General features: G+C 70.8%; 16 protein-coding genes. 13 read left to right on the forward strand and 3 right to left on the reverse strand.

Annotated elements, in window-relative coordinates:
- The first annotated feature begins 83 nt into the window (after nucleotides 1–83).
- From ABD844_RS15400 to ABD844_RS15440, 9 genes are read left to right on the forward strand one after another with little or no spacing between them, the layout of a single operon-like run.
- A complete protein-coding gene (locus ABD844_RS15400; RefSeq protein ID WP_344877374.1) occupies nucleotides 84–1,478 on the forward strand; it encodes an extracellular solute-binding protein in 1,395 nt (464 codons plus the stop codon).
- A complete protein-coding gene (locus ABD844_RS15405; protein WP_344877376.1) occupies nucleotides 1,453–2,385 on the forward strand; it encodes a carbohydrate ABC transporter permease in 933 nt (310 codons plus the stop codon). Before ABD844_RS15400 ends, ABD844_RS15405 begins: the two co-directional genes overlap by 26 nt.
- Complete coding sequence (locus ABD844_RS15410) at nucleotides 2,382–3,200, forward strand: carbohydrate ABC transporter permease (protein WP_344877378.1); 819 nt, start codon at nucleotides 2,382–2,384, stop codon at nucleotides 3,198–3,200. Before ABD844_RS15405 ends, ABD844_RS15410 begins: the two co-directional genes overlap by 4 nt.
- Nucleotides 3,200–4,264: an ABC transporter ATP-binding protein gene (locus ABD844_RS15415; protein ID WP_344877380.1), complete on the forward strand. Its 1,065-nt coding sequence runs from the start codon at nucleotides 3,200–3,202 to the stop codon at nucleotides 4,262–4,264. Before ABD844_RS15410 ends, ABD844_RS15415 begins: the two co-directional genes overlap by 1 nt.
- A complete protein-coding gene (locus tag ABD844_RS15420; RefSeq protein WP_344877382.1) occupies nucleotides 4,261–5,451 on the forward strand; it encodes a CehA/McbA family metallohydrolase in 1,191 nt (396 codons plus the stop codon). Before ABD844_RS15415 ends, ABD844_RS15420 begins: the two co-directional genes overlap by 4 nt.
- On the forward strand, nucleotides 5,442–6,335 hold the full coding sequence (locus ABD844_RS15425) for a TIM barrel protein (RefSeq protein ID WP_344877384.1): 894 nt from the start codon (nucleotides 5,442–5,444) through the stop codon (nucleotides 6,333–6,335). Before ABD844_RS15420 ends, ABD844_RS15425 begins: the two co-directional genes overlap by 10 nt.
- Complete coding sequence (locus ABD844_RS15430) at nucleotides 6,332–7,411, forward strand: Gfo/Idh/MocA family protein (RefSeq protein WP_344877386.1); 1,080 nt, start codon at nucleotides 6,332–6,334, stop codon at nucleotides 7,409–7,411. Before ABD844_RS15425 ends, ABD844_RS15430 begins: the two co-directional genes overlap by 4 nt.
- Nucleotides 7,408–10,152 (forward strand): glycoside hydrolase family 38 N-terminal domain-containing protein, encoded by a 2,745-nt coding sequence (locus ABD844_RS15435; RefSeq protein WP_344877388.1) that lies wholly within the window; start codon nucleotides 7,408–7,410, stop codon nucleotides 10,150–10,152. The genes ABD844_RS15430 and ABD844_RS15435 overlap by 4 nt, the downstream gene beginning before the upstream one ends.
- Nucleotides 10,153–10,186: 34 nt before the next feature.
- Nucleotides 10,187–11,077: an RpnC/YadD family protein gene (locus ABD844_RS15440; protein WP_344877390.1), complete on the forward strand. Its 891-nt coding sequence runs from the start codon at nucleotides 10,187–10,189 to the stop codon at nucleotides 11,075–11,077.
- A gap of 75 nt (nucleotides 11,078–11,152) precedes the next feature.
- Here the strand turns inward: ABD844_RS15440 and ABD844_RS15445 are convergent, their stop codons facing one another.
- Nucleotides 11,153–11,347, reverse strand: coding sequence for a hypothetical protein (locus tag ABD844_RS15445; RefSeq protein ID WP_344877392.1), 195 nt, complete (start codon nucleotides 11,345–11,347; stop codon nucleotides 11,153–11,155).
- Nucleotides 11,344–12,804 carry a PucR family transcriptional regulator gene (locus ABD844_RS15450; RefSeq protein ID WP_344877394.1) on the reverse strand — a complete coding sequence of 487 codons (1,461 nt, stop codon included), beginning with the start codon at nucleotides 12,802–12,804 and terminating at the stop codon, nucleotides 11,344–11,346. Before ABD844_RS15450 ends, ABD844_RS15445 begins: the two co-directional genes overlap by 4 nt.
- A gap of 69 nt (nucleotides 12,805–12,873) precedes the next feature.
- On the opposite strand from ABD844_RS15450, the gene speB reads away from it, so the two are divergent.
- The 3 genes from speB to ABD844_RS15465 all read left to right on the forward strand — a co-directional run bounded on the left by speB (nucleotide 12,874) and on the right by ABD844_RS15465 (nucleotide 16,035).
- A complete protein-coding gene (gene speB / locus ABD844_RS15455; RefSeq protein WP_344877396.1) occupies nucleotides 12,874–13,809 on the forward strand; it encodes an agmatinase in 936 nt (311 codons plus the stop codon).
- On the forward strand, nucleotides 13,806–15,323 hold the full coding sequence (locus ABD844_RS15460; RefSeq protein WP_344877398.1) for a purine-cytosine permease family protein: 1,518 nt from the start codon (nucleotides 13,806–13,808) through the stop codon (nucleotides 15,321–15,323). Before speB ends, ABD844_RS15460 begins: the two co-directional genes overlap by 4 nt.
- 76 nt (nucleotides 15,324–15,399) lie before the next feature.
- Complete coding sequence (locus ABD844_RS15465) at nucleotides 15,400–16,035, forward strand: cyclase family protein (RefSeq protein WP_344877420.1); 636 nt, start codon at nucleotides 15,400–15,402, stop codon at nucleotides 16,033–16,035.
- 18 nt (nucleotides 16,036–16,053) lie between these two features.
- Here ABD844_RS15465 and ABD844_RS15470 read toward each other — a convergent pair whose 3' ends face one another.
- Nucleotides 16,054–16,545 (reverse strand): Lrp/AsnC family transcriptional regulator, encoded by a 492-nt coding sequence (locus tag ABD844_RS15470; RefSeq protein WP_344877400.1) that lies wholly within the window; start codon nucleotides 16,543–16,545, stop codon nucleotides 16,054–16,056.
- 200 nt (nucleotides 16,546–16,745) lie between these two features.
- Here ABD844_RS15470 and ABD844_RS15475 point away from each other — a divergent pair, with 200 nt between their 5' ends.
- Nucleotides 16,746–18,179 (forward strand): gamma-aminobutyraldehyde dehydrogenase, encoded by a 1,434-nt coding sequence (locus tag ABD844_RS15475; protein WP_344877402.1) that lies wholly within the window; start codon nucleotides 16,746–16,748, stop codon nucleotides 18,177–18,179.
- Nucleotide 18,180 lies beyond the last annotated feature (1 nt).

An 18,180-nucleotide genomic window follows, 5' to 3' on the forward strand; every position in this document is an offset into this window, starting at 1 on the left:
CGGCCAGGCCTTTACGTCATATGGATGTCATGACATATTGGCCCATGGCTTCCTCCCCATTAAGGACACGTCGGAGGGTTTGCATGGCATTGCGGAAACGGTCGATGGGTGTGGTCGCGGTGGTCGCCGCGGCCGGTCTGGGGCTCGCCGCCTGCGGCCAGTCGTCCGGCGGGGGCGGAGGCGGTGACACGATCGAGCTGACGATCACCCAGAACGCCATCGCCGGCGGCAAGAACGCGGCCGCCGCGAAATACGTCGCCGACTGGGTCATCCCCAAGTTCGAGGCGGCACAGAAGGCGAAGGGGAAAAACGTCACGGTCAAGTTCGTTCCCAGCGGCGTCGACGACGAGCAGTACAAGACCAAGCTCTCCCTCGACCTCAAGTCAGGCAAGGGCGCGGACGTGATCGACATCGACGGCATCTGGGCCGGCGAGTTCGCCGAGGCCGGCTACATCAAGCCGCTGTCGGAGCTGGTCGGGGCCGAGGCCGACAACTGGGACGGCTGGGCCCAGATCCCCGAGGCGGTGCAGGGGATGACCGAGTTCAACGGCAAGAAGTACGCCCTGCCGGTCGGCACCGACGGCCGCGTGCTCTACTTCAACAAGAAGCTGTTCGCCGCCGCCGGGCTGCCCGCCGACTGGCAGCCCAAGAGCTGGCAGGAGGTCCTCGACGCCGGGACCAAGCTGAAGTCCTCCGGCGTGCCCGTGCCGATCCAGATCAACGCCGGCACCGCCATGGGCGAGGCCACCTCCATGCAGGGCGTGCTGCCGCTGCTCGCGGGCGCGGGCGGCGAGGTGCAGAAGGACGGCAAGTGGACCGGCGCCGCCCAGCCGCTGAAGGACGCGCTCGGCCTCTACCAGAAGATCTACGGCGGCGGCCTCGGCGACCCCAAGCTGCAGCAGGAGGCCAAGGGCCGCGACAAGTCGTTCCAGCAGTTCGCCGAGGGCAAGATCGGCATCCTCATGGAGGGCGACTACTTCTGGCGCGGCGTCGTCAACCCCACGGACGGCGTGGCCAAGATGGCCGACCGCGACCAGACCGTCGGGTACGCCCTGATCCCCGCCATGGAGCCCGGCAAGGGCATCCGCGGCCAGGACTTCGTCAGCATGTCCGGCGGCGCCCTGCGTACGGTGAACCCCAGCAGCAAGCACCCCAAGGAGGCGTTCGAGCTGGCGGCCTTCACGCTCTCGCCGGAGGCGCTGAAGGAGGAGACCAAGGACGGCAACGTCCGCATCACGCCGCGCGCCGACGTCAACAAGGAGATCCTCGCGGGAGAGCCGCTGCTGACGTTCATCTCGGAGAAGGCGCTGCCGCTGACGGCCTACCGCCCGCCGGTCGCCGTCTACCCGCAGGTGTCCGTCGCGCTGCAGGAGGCCACCGCCGCGGTCGTCGGCGGCACCGCGCCCGACCAGGCGGCGGCCGACTACCAGAAGAAGCTCGAAGGAATCGTCGGTGGCGCGGGCAACATCGCCTCCTGAGGTCAGTGCCGAGCGCGACGCCCGGGCCCCCCGCTACAGCTCCGACGCGGCGGGCCTGGGCAGGACGCGCGCCGCGGCCTTCATGGCCCCCGCGCTGCTGCTGGTCGCGGCCTTCCTCGTCTTCCCCGCCCTCTGGGTGCTCTACCTCGGGCTCACGAACTACCGCCTGACCGGGGTCGCGGCCGCGGAGCCGGAGTTCGTCGGGCTCGGCAACCTCCTCGACGCGATCTCCAACCCGGAGTTCTGGAACTCCACGTGGCTGACCGTGCAGTTCGTGCTGGGGTCGGCCGTCATCGGCCAGGTCGGGCTCGGCTTCACCATCGCCTGGCTGCTGCGCGACCGGCGCGGGACGCTGAAGCGGCTGGTCGAGGGGCTCGTCATCCTGGCCTGGATCCTGCCCAGCGCCATCGTGTCGTTCCTGTGGGTGGCGCTGCTCGACCGCGACGGCGGCACGCTCAACGCGCTGCTCGGCCTGCCCGGCTTCGCCTGGCTGCTCGACCACCCGATGTTGTCGATCATCGTGTTCAACACCTGGCGCGGCACCGCGTTCTCGATGATGCTGTACGGCGCCGCGCTTGGCAACGTGCCGCCCTCCCACCTGGAGAGCGCCCGCCTGGCCGGGGCCTCCGGCTGGCAGCAGCTCAGGGACGTGGTGTTCCCGCACATCAGAGGGCACATCCTGACCAACCTGCTGCTGATCAGCCTGTGGACGTTCAACGACTTCACCCCGTTCCTGCTCACCGCGGGCGGGCCCGACGGCAGGTCCGAGGTGCTGGCCGTGCACGTGTACAAGGTCGCCCTGCAGGGCGGCGAGCTGGGCTACGGGGCCGCCGTCTCGACGGTCATCCTGCTGATCAACCTGGTCGTGGCGGTGTTCTACCTGCGGCTGCTGCGGAGCAAGAAATGACGCGGTTCGTGCTGGGCCGGATCGGGTTCTACACCCTGGTCGCGGTGCTGCTGGCCTTCTTCACGGTGCCGCTGTTGTGGCTGGTGACGGCGCCGTTCACGTCGAACCCCACCTACGAGGTCGCGGTCCCGGACTTCACCTGGGCCAACTTCCAGGCCATCCTGGAGCACCCGTACGCGCTGCCCTCGCTGTGGAACTCAGTCGTGCTGTCGGCGGGCACCGCCGTGCTGGTCGTGATCCTGGCGGCGCTGGCCGCCTACGCCCTGAGCCGGGTGCGGCTGCCCGGCCGCGACGCCCTGCTGTACGCGTTGCTGCTGCTGTCGTCGATCATCACGGGGACGGCGGCCATGGTGCCGCTCTTCCAGCTCGCGGTCGAGCTGAACCTCATCGACTCGCAGTTCGGGCTGATCCTCATCCTGACCGGCGGGCTGCTGCCGGCGGCGATCTTCATGCTGAAGGACTTCGTGGACGCCACGCCGAAGTCGTACGAGGAGTCGGCCCGGGTGTTCGGGGCCTCGCCGCTGCAGATCGTCCGGCACGTGGTCGTCCCCCTGGTGCGGCCCGGTCTGGCGACCATCGCCGTGTGGGCCGTGGCCAACGTGTGGGGCAACTTCCTGATGCCGTACCTGCTGCTGAGCGATGTGGAGAAGCAGCCGGCCGCGGTGATCACGTACACCTTGTACACCGAGGGCGGTCAGGCCAATCTGAGCATGTTGTCCACGTTCGGGCTGCTCTATTCGATCCCGGTGGTGCTCATGTACCTGTTCGTCAGCAAGAAGTACGGCTTCCGCTTCCACGGAGGGATCAAGCGTTAATGGCCGCCATCGAACTAAGCGGGCTGACCAAGGTCTACCCCGGCGGGGTGAAAGCGCTCGACGCGCTCGACCTGGAGATCCCCGACGGCGAGTTCTTCGCCCTGCTCGGGCCCTCCGGCTGCGGCAAGACCACGCTGCTGCGCACCATCGCCGGGCTGGAGACCGCCACCGGCGGCGCCGTGGTCATCGGCGGGCGCGACGTGACCGGCGTGCAGCCCGGCGGCCGGGACGTGGCCATGGTGTTCCAGGACTACGCGCTGTTCCCGCACATGGACGTCACGGACAACATCGCCTACCCGCTGCGCATCAAGAAGGTGGCCAAGGACGCGCGCCGCGACAAGGCGGCCGAGGTGGGGGCGCGGCTCGGGCTCGACCACCTCATGGACCGGCGGCCCGGCCAGCTCTCCGGCGGGCAGCAGCAGCGGGTCGCGCTGGCCAGGGTGATGGCCACGCAGGCGCAGGCGTTCCTGTTCGACGAGCCGCTGTCCAACCTGGACGCCCGGCTGCGGCTGGAGGCCCGTACGTTCCTCAAGAAGCTCCAGCGCGAGCTGGGCGTCACCACCGTCTTCGTCACCCACGACCAGGCCGAGGCGCTGGCCATGGCCGACCGGATGGCGGTCATGGAGGCCGGGCACATCAGGCAGATCGGCACGCCGGCCGAGGTGTTCCAGCGGCCGGCCAACACGTTCGTGGCCGGCTTCATCGGGTCGACACCCATGAACCTGCTGGACGGCGCCGTACGAGGTGACACGCTGGAGGTGGCAGGTCACAAGGTCGCGGTCCCGGCCTCCGCCGGGGGGCTGCTGTCCGACGGGGAGAAGATCGTGTACGGCGTACGGCCGGAGTACATGTCCTACTCTGCCGGGCCCGTGGACGGCGCGCTCGGCGGGAAGGTGGCGATCGTGGAGAATCTGGGCGCGTCCCATCTGGTGACCCTCGACGTCAACGACGTGACCGTGCAGGCCGTCGTGCCGGAGGGCAGCGAGCCCGCGGTCGGCGATGAGGGCTATGCCACGCCCCGGCGCGACCGCGCCCTCGTCTACCGGGACGGAGCGCTGGTGTGAGGGGCCGCTGGACGCTGGACGACCGGCTGGAGCGGATCCTGCGGGAGGTGCCGTTCGAGGTGCCCGCGGGGACGGCCGCGGTGACCGTGCGCCTGGCCTACGACCGCACACAGGGGGTGATCGACCTCGGGTGCGGCTCGCCCGACGGCTTCCGCGGCTGGTCGGGGGGCGCGCGCGACGAGTACACGATCGCCCGCGACTGGGCCACCCCGGGTTACCTGCCGGGCGAGCCCGAGGCCGGCACGTGGCACGTGTGGCTGCGCCTGCACCGCGTCCCGCCGCAGGGCCTCGACTACACGCTGGACGTCACGACCCACGCCACCGCTCCGCCCGAGCCCGTGACGCAGGAGCCGCCGCACGGCGAGCGCCCGCCCCGCAGGGACATCCCCGACGTCGACGGCCTGCGCTGGTACGCCGGCGACTTCCACGCCCACACCGTGCACAGCGACGGCAGCCTGACCATCGCCGAGCTGGCCGAGCTGGCCCGCGGACGCGGCCTCGACTTCCTGGCCGTCACCGACCACAACACGGTCAGCCACCACCCCTGGCTGAGCAAGATCGACCGGGACGTGATGCTCCTCCCCGGCCAGGAGGTCACCACCGACCGGGGCCACGCGAACGTGTTCGGCGACGTCGGCTGGGTCGACTTCCGGCAGCCCGCCGACGCCTGGGCCGAGCACGCGGAACGCGCGGGCGGGCTGATGTCCGTCAACCACCCGCTCGGCGGCGACTGCGCCTGGCTGCTGCCGATCACCCGCCGGCCCCGGGTCGCCGAGGTGTGGAGCTCCGGCTGGTGGGACCGCCGCTGGGGTGCGCCGCTGGCCTGGGCCGACGCCTGGCGCGACGACGTGATCGCGATCGGCGGCAGCGACTTCCACCGGCACGGCTCCGACGGCCTGCCCGGCACGCCCACGACCTGGGTGCTCGCCGAGAACACAGCCGAGAACACAGGGGCGGTGCTGGACGGCGTACGCGCCGGGCGCACCGCCGTCTCCACAGGCCCCGACGGGCCGCTGCTGCTCCGGCTGGGCGGCGAACTGCTCGCGCTGGACGCCGACGGCCTGGTGCTGGTACGCCCCGACGGCACGCGCCAGGTGGTCCGCGGCGACCGCGTGCTCCTGCCGGCCGTCGAGGGCCCGCATCGGTTGGAAACCCACGAGAACGAGGTGATCGCCCTATGCGCGTGAGGAAAGTCGCCAACGCCCCCGTCAGCTTCGGCGTGTTCGAGCTGAGCGACGCCCCGCCGCCGCTGACCGCCGACGAGATGGTCCGCGCGCTGGCCGAGGCGGGTTACGAGGGCATCGACTCCGGGCCGATCGGCTACCTGGGCACCGGCTCCGAGCTGACGGACCGGCTCAGCGGGGCCGGGCTGCTGCTCTGCGGCGGCTGGGTGGACCTGCGCTACGGCGACGCGCGGGCGTACGCGGGCGGGTTGCCCGCGCTGGAGGCCGCGCTCGACGTGTTCGCCGCCGCCCCGGCGGGCGACCTGCCGCCGCGGCCCACCCTGGCCTGCTCGGGCTCGGCGGAGCGCTTCGCCCGGCCCGGCGGGAGCGTTCCAGGGCTGACGGCCGCCGAGTGGCCCGCGTACGCCGCCCGTGTCCAGGAGGCCGCCGACCGGTGCCGCGAGCGCGGGTTCGAGCCCGCCTTCCACCACCACCTCGGCACGTACGTCGAGACCCCCGACGACGTCGAGCGCCTGCTGGAGCTGACCGACGTGCAGCTCTGCCTCGACACCGGCCACCTGCTCCTGGCCGGGGGAGACCCGGTGACCAAGCTGCGCGAGTGGTCGGACCGGGTCGGGCACGTGCACATCAAGGACGGCGACACCAAGATCCTCGCCCAGGCCCTGGCCGACGGCGTCGACCTGCGCGAGCTGATGGGCCGCGGCGGGTTCGCCCGGCTCGGGGAGGGCGAGCTGGACCTGCCCGCCGTCGTGCGCACGCTGGACGAGATCGGCTACGCGGGCTGGATCGTCATCGAGCAGGACACCCTTCCCGGGCGGCGCACGGTCGCCCAGAACATCGCCGACCAGGCGGCCAACCGACGGATGCTGAAGGACTTGGGACTTTGAGAATCGCGCTTGTGGGTTGCGGGGCCGTCACCCAGGCGGTCTACGTGCCGCTGCTGTCGAGGCGGCGCGACCTGTTCGAGGTGAGCGCCGTCTGCGACCTGTCGCGGACCCTCGCCGACGCCGTGGGCGATCGGCTGGGCGCCGCCCGGCGCTACACCGCGGTGGCGGAGATGCTCGCCGACGGCGGCTTCGAGGCCGTGGTCGTGCTGGCCTCGGGCTCCCACGGCGAGACCGTGCGGCAGGCGCTGGCCGCCGGGTACGCGGTGCTGTGCGAGAAGCCGCTCGCCCTGACCAGGGCCGAGGTCGCGGCGCTGCCCGAGGGGCGGCTGATGGTCGGTTACATGAAGCAGTACGACCCGGCCGTGCGCCGGGCCGAGGAGGTGCTGGCGGAGCTGGGCGGGCCCGAGGCGATCAGGTCGGTCGAGGTGACCGTGCTGCACCCGAGCGGCGAGTCACAGCTCGCCTTCGCGAACCTGACGCAGGCCCGCGACGTCGACCCGGGCCTGCTGGCCTCGCTGCGCGCGGCGGAGGAGGAGCTGATGTCGCGGGCGCTGGGCGAGTCGGCGCCGGCGGCGGTGCGCAACCTGTACGGGGTGTCGCTGGGCTCGATCTGCCACGACCTGTCGCTCCTGAGGCGCTTCACCGGCTCCCCTGCGGAGATCTCGTACGTCGAGACGTGGGGTGACGTGCCCGGCTCCATCGAGATCTCCGGGCCGCTGCCGATCCGGGGCAGGTTCTCCATCCGCTGGCACTACCTGGAGGACTATCCCGCCTACCGCGAGACCGTGGCCGTCCACCACGACCAGGGCTCGCTCGAATTGGTCTTCCCCTCGCCCTACTTGATGAACGCCCCGACCACGCTCACCGTCGTGTCCGCGGGCGAGAGCCGGACGGATTGGCGTGAGGTGACTGAGGCGTTCGAAGTACAACTCGCGGCCTTCCATGCTTACGTGAACGATGGCAAGCCGCCGCTCACCGACGTGGGCGGCGCGCTCGATGACATCGTCACGGCGCAGCGGATCGCGGCCCGCTACGCCGTACAACACGCACTGAACATTGGAGGAGAAGCGGCGTGAGCAAGGAGATCGTGGTCGTACCGCACACGCACTGGGACAGGGAGTGGTACGAGCCCTTCCAGCGGTTCCGGCTCCGGCTGGTGGCGCTGCTCGACGAGGTGCTCGACACGATGGAACGCGAGCCCTCCTACCACTTCACCCTTGACGGGCAGCTCGCCTGCGTGGACGACTACCTCGAAGTACGCCCGGAGAACCGCGACCGCGTGGCGGCGCTGGTGGAGTCGGGGCGGCTGGCGGTGGGTCCGTGGCAGATCCTGCTCGACGAGTTCCTGTGCTCGGGCGAGAACATCGTCCGCAACCTGGAGCTGGGCATGGACCGGGCCGACAAGCTCGGCGGCGCCATGCCGGTCGGCTACCTGCCGGACATGTTCGGGCACACGGCGCAGATGCCGCAGATCCTGCGCAAGGCCGGGCTGCTGCACGCCTGCGTCTACCGCGGGGTGCCGTCCTCGGTCACCACCGACGCGTTCGCCTGGGTGGCGCCAGACGGCACGGCGCTGCGCACGCAGTACCTCCCGGCGGGCGGCTACGGCAACGGCGCGCACCTCTTCTCCGACGCGGCGTGGCTGAAGGAGCGGGCGGCGGCGTTCGTCGCCACCATGCGGGGGTGGCACGGTCCAGAGGGCTCGCTGCTGGCGATGTACGGCACCGACCACTCCGCGCCCGTACGCGGCCTGCCGGACATGGTGACGGCCATCGGCGCCCGCATGGACACCCTGACCGGCTACCTCTCGGCCTACCCCGGCGAGGTGGACGGCCTGCCGCGGGTGCACGGCGAGCTGCGCTCCCACGCCCGCGCCAACATCCTGCCCGGCGTCATCTCCATCCGCCCCCACGTCAAGCAGGCCATGGGCCGCGCCGAGCGCATGGTCGAGCGCTACGCGGAGCCGCTGGCCACGCTCTGGGGCGACGAGTGGCCCGGCCGCTTCCTCGACATGGCCTGGTGGCGCCTGGTGGACGCCAGCGGCCACGACTCGGTCACCGGGTGCGGCGTCGACGACACCGCCCAGCAGGTCGCCGCCCGCATCGCCGAGGCCGAGCACCTCGGGCAGGCCGTACGCGACATGGTGACCGCCCGCCTGGCCGGGACCGTGCCATCTGACGGGGTGCTCGTCGTCAACCCGACGCCGCGCACCCGCCAGGGGGTCGTGGTCCTGGATCTCGCGGGCAACGACCCGCTGGTCGACCCCTCGGGCGCGCCGGTGCCCACCCAGCCCCTGGAGTACGCGGCCACGCTGCTGCTCGACGAGGACATGGACCCGGCCACCGCGCTGACCTTCGTCCACGGCACCGAGCTGTACGGGCAGCACATCACGGGCTGGTCGATCGAGGAGGACACGCTGACGTTCAGCGTGGCGCGGGAGTCCTCGGTGCTGTTCGACGTGGACGACCTGCGGGACGACCTCGAAGGCGTCACCCGCGTCCGCATCGTCGCCGAGCCCCGCCGTACGGTGGCCGCGCTGGTCGAGGTGCCGCCGCTCGGCCACACGAGCATCCGCCCCGCGTCCCGCGAGGACGTCTACCGCCCCGACGAGGACGAGGCGCGGCGCAGCCTCCTGGTGGGCGAGCACCACTCGTCCTGCTGGCTGACCTCCGACTCGGCCGCGCTGCCCGTCAGGGGCAGCGAGAGGCTGCTGGACAACGGCCTGCTGCAGGTCACGATCGCCGACGACGGCACGCTGCGGCTGCTGGGCGAGGACGGCACCACGGTCACCGGGGTGGGCCGCATCGTGGACGGCGGCGACGTGGGCGACACCTACAACTACGCGCCCCCGGCGGCCAACCTGATCGTCACGGAGCCGTTGACCGTGGAGACCGAACTGCTCTGCACCGGTCCGCTGATCGCGATGGTGGACGTGCGGCGCACGTACCAGTGGCCGGCCGCGAGCGAGGGGCTGGAGGGCGCTCCGGAGGTGCCCGCGCTCACGCGCGTGCCCCGGCTGGAGGAGATCGTCGTCACCACCCGGGTAGAACTGCGCGCGGGCGAGCCGTTCGTGCGGCTGCGCGTCGAGTTCGACAACCGGTGCGACGACCACCGGGTACGCCTGCACGTGCCGTTGCCGTCGGCAGCCGAGGAGTCGTACGCGGAGGGGCAGTTCGCGGTCGTCACCCGTGGGCTCGGCGCGGAGGGCGGCTGCGGCGAGACCCCGCTGCCCACCTTCCCCGCCTCCTCCTGGGTGGCCGCCGGGGGCGTGGCCGCCCTGCTGGAACACGTCACCGAGTACGAGATCACGGGCGGCGAACTGGCCCTGACCCTGCTCCGCTCGGTCGGCTACCTCTCCCGCAACCGCAACGCCCTGCGCCCCGAGCCCGCCGGACCCCAACTGCCCACTCCGGCGGCGCAGTCGCGCGGGGTCCGTTCGGTGAGCCTGGCGCTGATGCCGTACCGGAAGTCGTGGGAGGAGGTCGTGCCGCAGGCGGAGACCTTCCGCCACGACCTGCTGGTGGTGCCGGGGGCGGGCGACCGCGCCCGCGCGCTGCCCGCGCCTGCGGCGGGCCTGTCGGTGACGGGCGACGGCGTGGTGATGACCTCACTCCGCGACCGCGACGGGTGGCGGGAACTACGGATGGTGGCGTTGACGCCCGGCGCCACGGAAGCGGTCATTTCCGGCAACCTGGTGGAGGCCCGGCATGCCGACCTGAGGGGGCGTCCGGGAGAGTCTGTGCAGGTCACTGATGGTGTGGTGCGGTTGCCGCTGAACGCGTGGGAAATTGCGACCATCCAGTTTCGTCAACTCTAGGTAATGAATCGAACGCACGTAGTAATGTCGCGGCATGGTCACGGCACAACATGAAGGTCTGAACAAGATCGCGACCTTCAATCTCGAACATACGAGAGACATGCTGCGAGCGCTCTTCGACCTACCGGTCCCGAAGTCGGGTGAGGCGCGCATCGCCTCCCCCGACCTCTCGGAGGTCGATCCCGGCGTCGCCCGCGCCGACAGCGCGATTCTGTACGGCGAGGGAGAGGAGAAGTTCGGGGTCATCGTCGAGACGCAGCGCGGCCTCGACGACGACAAGCGATACGCGTGGCCGGAGTACATAGCCAATTTCCGGTCACGCGAGCAATGTCCAGCCTGTCTGGTCGTCATCTGCCCGAACCGGAGAGTGGCCAGATGGGCGAAGAAGGAGATCCCCACCGGCCATCCCGGGTTCACCTTGAAGCCCCTGCTCATCCACCAGGGCAACACGCCGCTCATCGTCGACGTCGAGCAGGCCGTCGAGAACATCGGCCTGGCCGTCATCTCGGCCATCACCCAGAGCGAGCATCCCAGGTTCAAGGAAGTCGCGGCCACGCTGCAGCGGGCGCTGGGTCACATCGATCCGAAGCAGGCGTGGCGGTACGCTCGATACATCAACCTGTCACTGGAAGGTGACGCACAGAAAGAGTGGGACCGAGGCATGAAGTTGGAGACGTATCCGTACCAAGGCGAGTACGCCGAGGGTCTCTGGGCCGGGGGTAAGCAGGAGGGGCGGATCGAGGGCAAGATCGAAGGCGAGGCGGAGTCGGTGCTGAAGATCCTCAATACACGCGGAATCGCAGTGTCCGAGGAGGTGCGGGAGCGGGTTCTGGGCTGTCAGGACCCGGAGACCTTGGATGTGCTGCTTCAGCGGTCCATCGTGGTCAGGTCGGGGGACGAACTCTTCGCCGAGCCGATCGGCTAGGGCCTCATGAGCACGAGGACGTATCCCTACGAGGGCGAGTATGCCGAGAGGCTCAAGGCACTGGGCCGGACCGGGTCACTGATCGGCGATCACTTCGGGGGCCTGATGCATGCTGTGTGGCGGGTTCTCTACCACCGTGGGATCGAGCTGTCCGATGAGGTGTTCGAGCGGCTCTTGAGCTCCGGGGACATGTGGACCCTGGATGTGCTGCTTCGGCGGGCTCTTGTGGTCGAGTCGGAGGACGAACTCTTCGCCGAGCCGTTCGGTCACGAGCTCAGGACACCGAGTTGACGGGCGGCTCGGACGGCCAGCCAGACCTCGGCGAACGCGGCGCTCGACGACAGATCGCGCCCCGTGAGCGTCGCGAAGCGGCGTAGGCGGTAGGACAGCGTGTTGGGATGAATGTGGAGGGCGGCCGCGGCGTCCTCCACGTGACGGTTGCGTTCCATCCACACCCGTACCGACGTCAGCAGCTTCGAGTCGTGGGCCGAGTCGTAGGCCAGCACCCCGCCCAGCACATGGTCCACCAGGGCGGCAAGAGTCGCGGGGTCGTCGGGGAGCCAGCGGCCCGTGGTGTCCTCGCCGTAGTGGACCAGCTCCTTCCCCGATTCGGCCGCATGCGAGACGGCCCAGACCGCCTCCCGTTGCGCCACCCGCAGCGAGTCTCCCGGCGGGAACGGGCGGCTCGCCCCCGCCGCCACCCCCGGCACAGACGCCACGGTCGGGCCCAGAGACGGCGGGCCCAGGACGTAGTGGTCGTCGCCGCGGCGCAACATCAGGTGCGGCAGCGTGTCGAGGGCGCGGCGCAGGGCGTCGTCCGGCACCCCGCGCACCACCAGCAGGATCGTGTCCCCGTCCGCGGGCAGCCCCAGCCGGGCCAGGCGGCGGCGGGCGGCCGGTGGGTCGAGCAGGTCCTGGAGCAGCTCGGCCAGCGTCTCCGCGCCCTCCCTGCGCAGGGTCTCGCGTTCGTGCCTGGCCATGGCCACCTGGAGGGCGGCCACCGTGGCGATGTGCTGGACCACGGCCAGGCCGGCGGGCCTGGCGCCCTCGCGTTCGAAGGCCACCAGGTAGCCCGCAGAGCCCCCGGGCGCCGAGACCGGCAGGGCGAAGCCGCCGGGGATCGTGGGCGGGGCGTCGGGCTCGGCGGGCAGCACGTCGAGCGGAGGCACCGGGACGCCGGGCAGCAGGGGCAGCCCGTGGCGGGTCGAGAGGTAGACGTCGTATCCCGACAGGCGTTCCAGCCGTTTGAAGAGCGTGGCGGTGTCGAGGTCTTCCGCGGCCAGCCAGCGCAGCGCGCCGAAGACCTGGAGCTGGGCCGCCAGGCGTTCGCCGGCGTCCTCTCTGAGCGCCGCCGCCACCTCCTGCGCGATCGCGATGAACGGCACCGCCAGCGGCACCTCCAGCACCGGCATGCCGCGCTCCGCCGCGGCCTCGAAGAACGCCGGATGCAGGGGCGGCACGTGGAGCTGGGCCGACAGGGCCAGGGCCGAGACGCCGGCGTCGTCGAGGCGTTCGAGGTAGGCGCGCTGCCTGGCCGCGCTCCTGGGCACGCCGATGCCGGTCGTCATGATGACCTCGGCCCCCAGCAGCCACGGCGTCGGGTCGTCCAGCTCGCTCACGTGGGCCCACGAGACCGAGCGTGACAGCCCGGCCTCGCCCGCCAGCACGCGGAGCTGGAGGGCGGGGGAGCGCAGCAGGTCTTCTACGGTCACTTTGTGGTCAGCCACAACACACACCGTAATACTTCGTGGCAGTGACAATTGCCGCTGGTCAGAGCCATGACGAACACTGACCGCATGAACACAGGCCCCGTCGACTCCACCAAGGTCCCGCGCTTCGCCGGGTTCGCCACGTTCGCCCGCCTGCCCCGCCTCGACGAGGTCGGGCGGGCCGAGGTGGCGGTCGTGGGCGTGCCCTTCGACACGGGCGTCTCCTACCGGCCCGGCGCCAGGTTCGGGCCCGCCGCGGTCAGGGAGTCCTCGCGGCTGTTGCGGCCGTACCATCCGGGTCTGGACGTCTCCCCGTTCGAACGGGTGCAGGTCGCCGACGCGGGCGACATCGCGGTCAACCCGTTCGACATCGGCGCCGCCATCGAGGCGATCGAGGGCGCGGCCGACGAGCTGGACGCCCGGCTCGTGACCATCGGCGGCGACCACACGATCGCGCTGCCGCTGCTGCGCTCGGCCGCCAGGAAGCACGGCCCCGTGGCGCTGGTGCACTTCGACGCGCACCTCGACACCTGGGACACCTACTTCGGCGCCGAGTACACGCACGGCACCCCGTTCCGGCGGGCTGTCGAGGAGGGGATTGTCGACACCGAGGCGCTCAGCCACGTCGGCATCCGCGGCCCCCTCTACGGCAAGAAGGACCTGGAGGACGACCGGCGGCTCGGGTTCGGCATCGTGACCGCGGCCGACGTGCTGCGGCGCGGCCTGGACGAGGTGATCGACCTGCTGCGGCAGCGGGTCGGTGACCGTCCGCTCTACGTCTCGGTCGACATCGACGTGCTCGACCCGGCCCACGCCCCCGGCACGGGCACCCCGGAGGCGGGCGGCCTGACCAGCAGGGAGCTGCTGGAGATCCTGCGCGGCCTGGCCGGGCGCAACCTCATCGGGGCGGACGTGGTCGAGGTGGCCCCGGCCTACGACCACGCGGAGATCACCTCGATCGCCGCCTCCCACGTGGCCTACGACCTCGTCAGCCTGATGGCACTCCAGGAGAACGGAACATGAGCGGCACCCCCATCACCGAGATCGAGACGTACGGGGTCGAGCACATCCCCGACGCCGACCGCACCGCGCGTCCCCTCGACCTGTTCCGGGTGGCGTTCGGGGGCGCGAACACGTTCGCCACCTGCGTGCTCGGGGCCTTCCCCATCCTGTTCGGCCTGTCGTTCTGGCACGGACTGGCCGCCACCGGGCTCGGCTTGGTGGTGGGGGCGCTGATCCTGGCGCCGCTGTCGTTGTTCGGGCCGCTCAACGGCACCAACAACGCCGTCTCCTCCTCGGCCCACCTGGGCGTGCACGGCCGGGTGGTCGGCTCGTTCCTGTCGCTGTTGACCGCGATCGCGTTCTTCTCGATCTCGGTGTGGTCGTCGGGTGACGCGCTGGTGGGCGGCGCGCACCGGCTCGTCGGGCTGCCGGACACCGACCTGTCGTACGGCGTCGCGTACGCGATCTTCGCGGTCCTCGTGCTCGTGGTCTGTGTGTACGGCTTCCGCTTCATGCTGTTCGTCAACAAGATCGCGGTGGCGGCGGCGTCTTTGCTGTTCGTGCTGGGCGTGTTCGCGTTCGCCGGCGACTTCGACCCGTCCTACCCGGGTACGGTCGCGGCCGGTGACCCGCTGTTCTGGCCCTCGTTCATCGGCGCGGCGCTGATCGTGCTGTCGAACCCGGTCTCGTTCGGCGCCTTCCTGGGCGACTGGTCGCGCTACATCCCGGCGGACACCCCGCGCGGGCGGGTGATGGCGGCGGCGTTCCTGTCGCAGCTCGCCACCATCCTGCCGTTCCTGTTCGGCCTGGCCACGGCCTCGATCATCGCGACCGAGGCCGCCGCGTACGTGGACCCGGCCGCCCCCAACTACGTCGGCGGCCTGCTGGCCGTCTCTCCCGGCTGGTACTTCGTGCCCGTCTGCCTCATCGCCCTGATCGGCGGCATGTCCACCGGCACGACCTCGCTGTACGGCACCGGCCTCGACTTCTCCAGCGTGTTCACCCGCTTCTCCCGGGTCCAGGCCACGGTGTTCATCGGCATCCTGTCGATCGTGTTCATCTTCGCCGGGCGTTTCGCCGCGAACCTCACGCAGAGCATCTCCACGTTCGCCACACTGATCATCACGTGTACGGCACCCTGGATGGTGATCATGATGCTCGGCTACGTGACCCGGCGTGGCTGGTACGACCCCGAGGCGCTGCAGGTCTTCAACCGGCGCCAGCGCGGCGGCCGTTACTGGTTCACGCACGGGTGGAACTGGCGCGGCCTGAGCGCCTGGCTGATCTCCGCCGCGCTCGCCCTGATGTTCGTCAACCTGCCCGGCCAGTTCGTCGGCCCGCTGGGGGACCTGGCCGGCGGGGTGGACGTCTCCCTCCCGCTCGGGCTGGCCGTGGCGGCGCTGCTCCATCTGGTGCTGCTGGCCGCCTTCCCGGAGCCGCGCGAGGTCTACGGGCCGCGTGGGCCGCGGCGGGTCCGCTCGGCCGACACCCCGATCCTGCCGATCGTGGACGCCGCCACAGAACCGGTCACGTGATGGCCGGTCACGACAAGGCCGGTCACGTGATGGCCGGTCGCGACAAGGCCGGTCGCGAGGAGGCTGTGGTCGCGTGATGGAGCTGGTCGACCTGTCGGTGCCGATCGAGACCGGGATGCCCGTCTATCCGGGCGATCCCGAGGTCTCGGTCGCCCCGGCGCTCACCGTGGCCCGCGACGGCGTCAACGTGCTGGGCCTGCACCTGGGCTCCCATTCGGGCACCCACGTGGACGCGCCCTGCCACATCGACGACTCGCTGCCCACGCTGGACGAGCTGCCGCTGGAGCGCTTCTGCGGGCCCGCCGTCGTGGTGGACGTGCGCGGGCTGCCGCCGGGCTCGGCGATCGGGGCGGAGCCGTTCATGGACGTGCGGGCGGGGACGATCGTGCTGGTCGCCACCGGGTGGTCGGCCCACTGGGGGAGCGGGGCGTACGAGCGGCATCCGTACCTGACCGAGGAGGCGGCCGGGCTGCTGGTCGGGCGGGGAGTGCGGACGGTCGGGATCGACGCGCTCAGCGTGGACCCGACGCCCGCCGACGACTTCCCCGCGCACCGGGTGCTGCTGGGCGCGCACGCCGTCATCGCCGAGAACCTGGCGGGGCTCGACCTCCTGTTGGCCGCCGGTGAGCGCCCGATCGAGGTGTTCCTGTTGCCGCTGCGACTGTCGGGGGCGGACGGGGCACCCGTGCGCGCCGTGGCCAGAGTCGGCTGACGTGCCGCGCCGAACGGACTAGCGGGTGCCCCAGGAGTAGGTCTGCTTGCGCAGTTTCAGGTACACGAACGACTCCGTCGCGCGTACGGCCGGAATCGCGCGGATCTTGCTGAGGATCTCCAGCAGGTGCCCGTCGCCCTCGCAGACCACCTCCACGATCACGTCGAAGGAACCCGCGGTGAGCACCACGTAGTCGATCTCGTCGATGGCGGCCAGCTCGTCGGCCACCGACTCCAGATCGCCCTCGCAGTTGACGCCGATCATGGCCTGCCGGGGGAAACCTAAGGTGAGCGGGTCGGTGACCGCGACGATCTGCATGACGCCGGCGTCCTGCAGCCGCTGCACCCGCTGGCGGACGGCGGCCTCCGACAGGCCGACCGCCTTGCCGATCGCCGCGTACGGCTTGCGGCCGTCGGCCTGGAGCTGCTCGATGATCTGCTTCGACAGGTCGTCGAGGACCACGGGGCCGGAATTGGGGTGGTTGCGGCGTACGCGGGGCGGCGTGGTCATTGAGAGGATTCCTCCTACCGGTCCGGCGTCACGGGGGCGGTCCCGGCGGGTGCCGTCCTGGTGCGACATGTTGTCAGTTCCTGGCGGTCTGTCAAGCGAATTCGTAGCGATTTGATATCTTCACCACGAAATCCCTTGTCCAGATGCGTGTGCTCTGTCAGAGTCGCGGCATCTCAGCCACCTCACGAGGAGGCCATACCTTGACCACCCGTCTGCAGAACTACATCAACGGTGGGTTCGTGGACGCGAAGAGCGGCCGATTCTCCGACATCATCGATCCCTGCACGGGCGAGGCGTACGTCCAGGCGCCCGTGTCGGGTCCCGAGGACGTCGACGCCGCCTTCGCCGCCGCTGCCGCCGCGTTCGAGTCGTGGGGCAGGACCACCCCGGGCGAGCGGGCCAACCTGCTGCTCAAGGTCGCTGACGCGATCGACGCCCGGGCCGACGAGATCAACGAGGCCGAGTGCCGCAACACCGGCAAGCCCCGCGCCCGCATGGCCGAGGACGAGACGCCGGTCGCCGCCGACCACTTCCGCTTCTTCGCGGGCGCGGCGCGCACGCTCGAAGGCCCCACGGCCGGTGAGTTCCTCGCCGAGCACACCAGCGTCATCCGGCACGAGCCGATCGGCGTCGTCGGCCAGGTGACGCCGTGGAACTACCCGATGATGATGGCGGTCTGGAAGATCGCCCCCGCGCTCGCGGCCGGCAACACGGTCGTGCTCAAGCCGTCCGACACCACGCCGGCCTCCACGCTCAAGCTGGCCGAGATCCTCGGCGAGGTGCTGCCCGCGGGCGTCTTCAACGTCGTCACCGGCGACCGCGAGACCGGCGCCCTGGTCGTCGCCCACCCGACCGCCTCCATGGTCGCCATCACGGGCTCGGTCGGCGCGGGCATGTCGGTCGCCAGGAGCGCCGCCGACGACCTCAAGCGCGTGCACCTCGAACTCGGCGGCAAGGCGCCGGTCGTGGTCTTCGAGGACGTGAAAGACCTGCGCAGGGCCGCCGCCGACATCGCCACCGCCGGTCTGTACAACGCCGGCCAGGACTGCACGGCCGCCTGCCGGGTGCTGGTGCAGGAGAGCGTGCACGACGAGTTCGTGGCCGCTCTCACCGAGGCCGCCGCGGGCACGGTCACCGGCGACCTGGACAACGAGGAGGCGCTCTACGGCCCGCTCAACAACGCCAACCAGCTCGCCAGGGTCCAGGGCTTCGTCGAACGGGCCCCGGCGCACGCCAAGGTGCTCACCGGCGGGCAGCGGGTCGGCGACAAGGGCTACTTCTTCGCCCCCACCGTCGTGGACGGCCTCAGGCAGGACGACGAGATGGTGCAGAACGAGGTCTTCGGCCCCGTGATCACCGTGCAGACGTTCGCCGACGAGGCCGACGCCCTGGCCAAAGCCAACGACGTGAAGTACGGCCTGAGCGGCTCGGTCTGGACCTCCGACCACGGCCGCGCGATGCGCATGTCGAACCGCCTCGACTTCGGCGTGGTCTGGGTCAACACGCACATCCCGTTCGTCTCGGAGATGCCGCACGGCGGCTTCAAGCACTCCGGGTACGGCAAGGACCTGTCGGTGTTCGGTCTGCACGACTACACCAGGGTCAAGCACGTCATGCACTACATCGGCGAATAGC

Origin of the sequence: Nonomuraea antimicrobica (assembly GCF_039536965.1) — a bacterium.
GTDB classification, from domain to species: domain Bacteria; phylum Actinomycetota; class Actinomycetes; order Streptosporangiales; family Streptosporangiaceae; genus Nonomuraea; species Nonomuraea antimicrobica.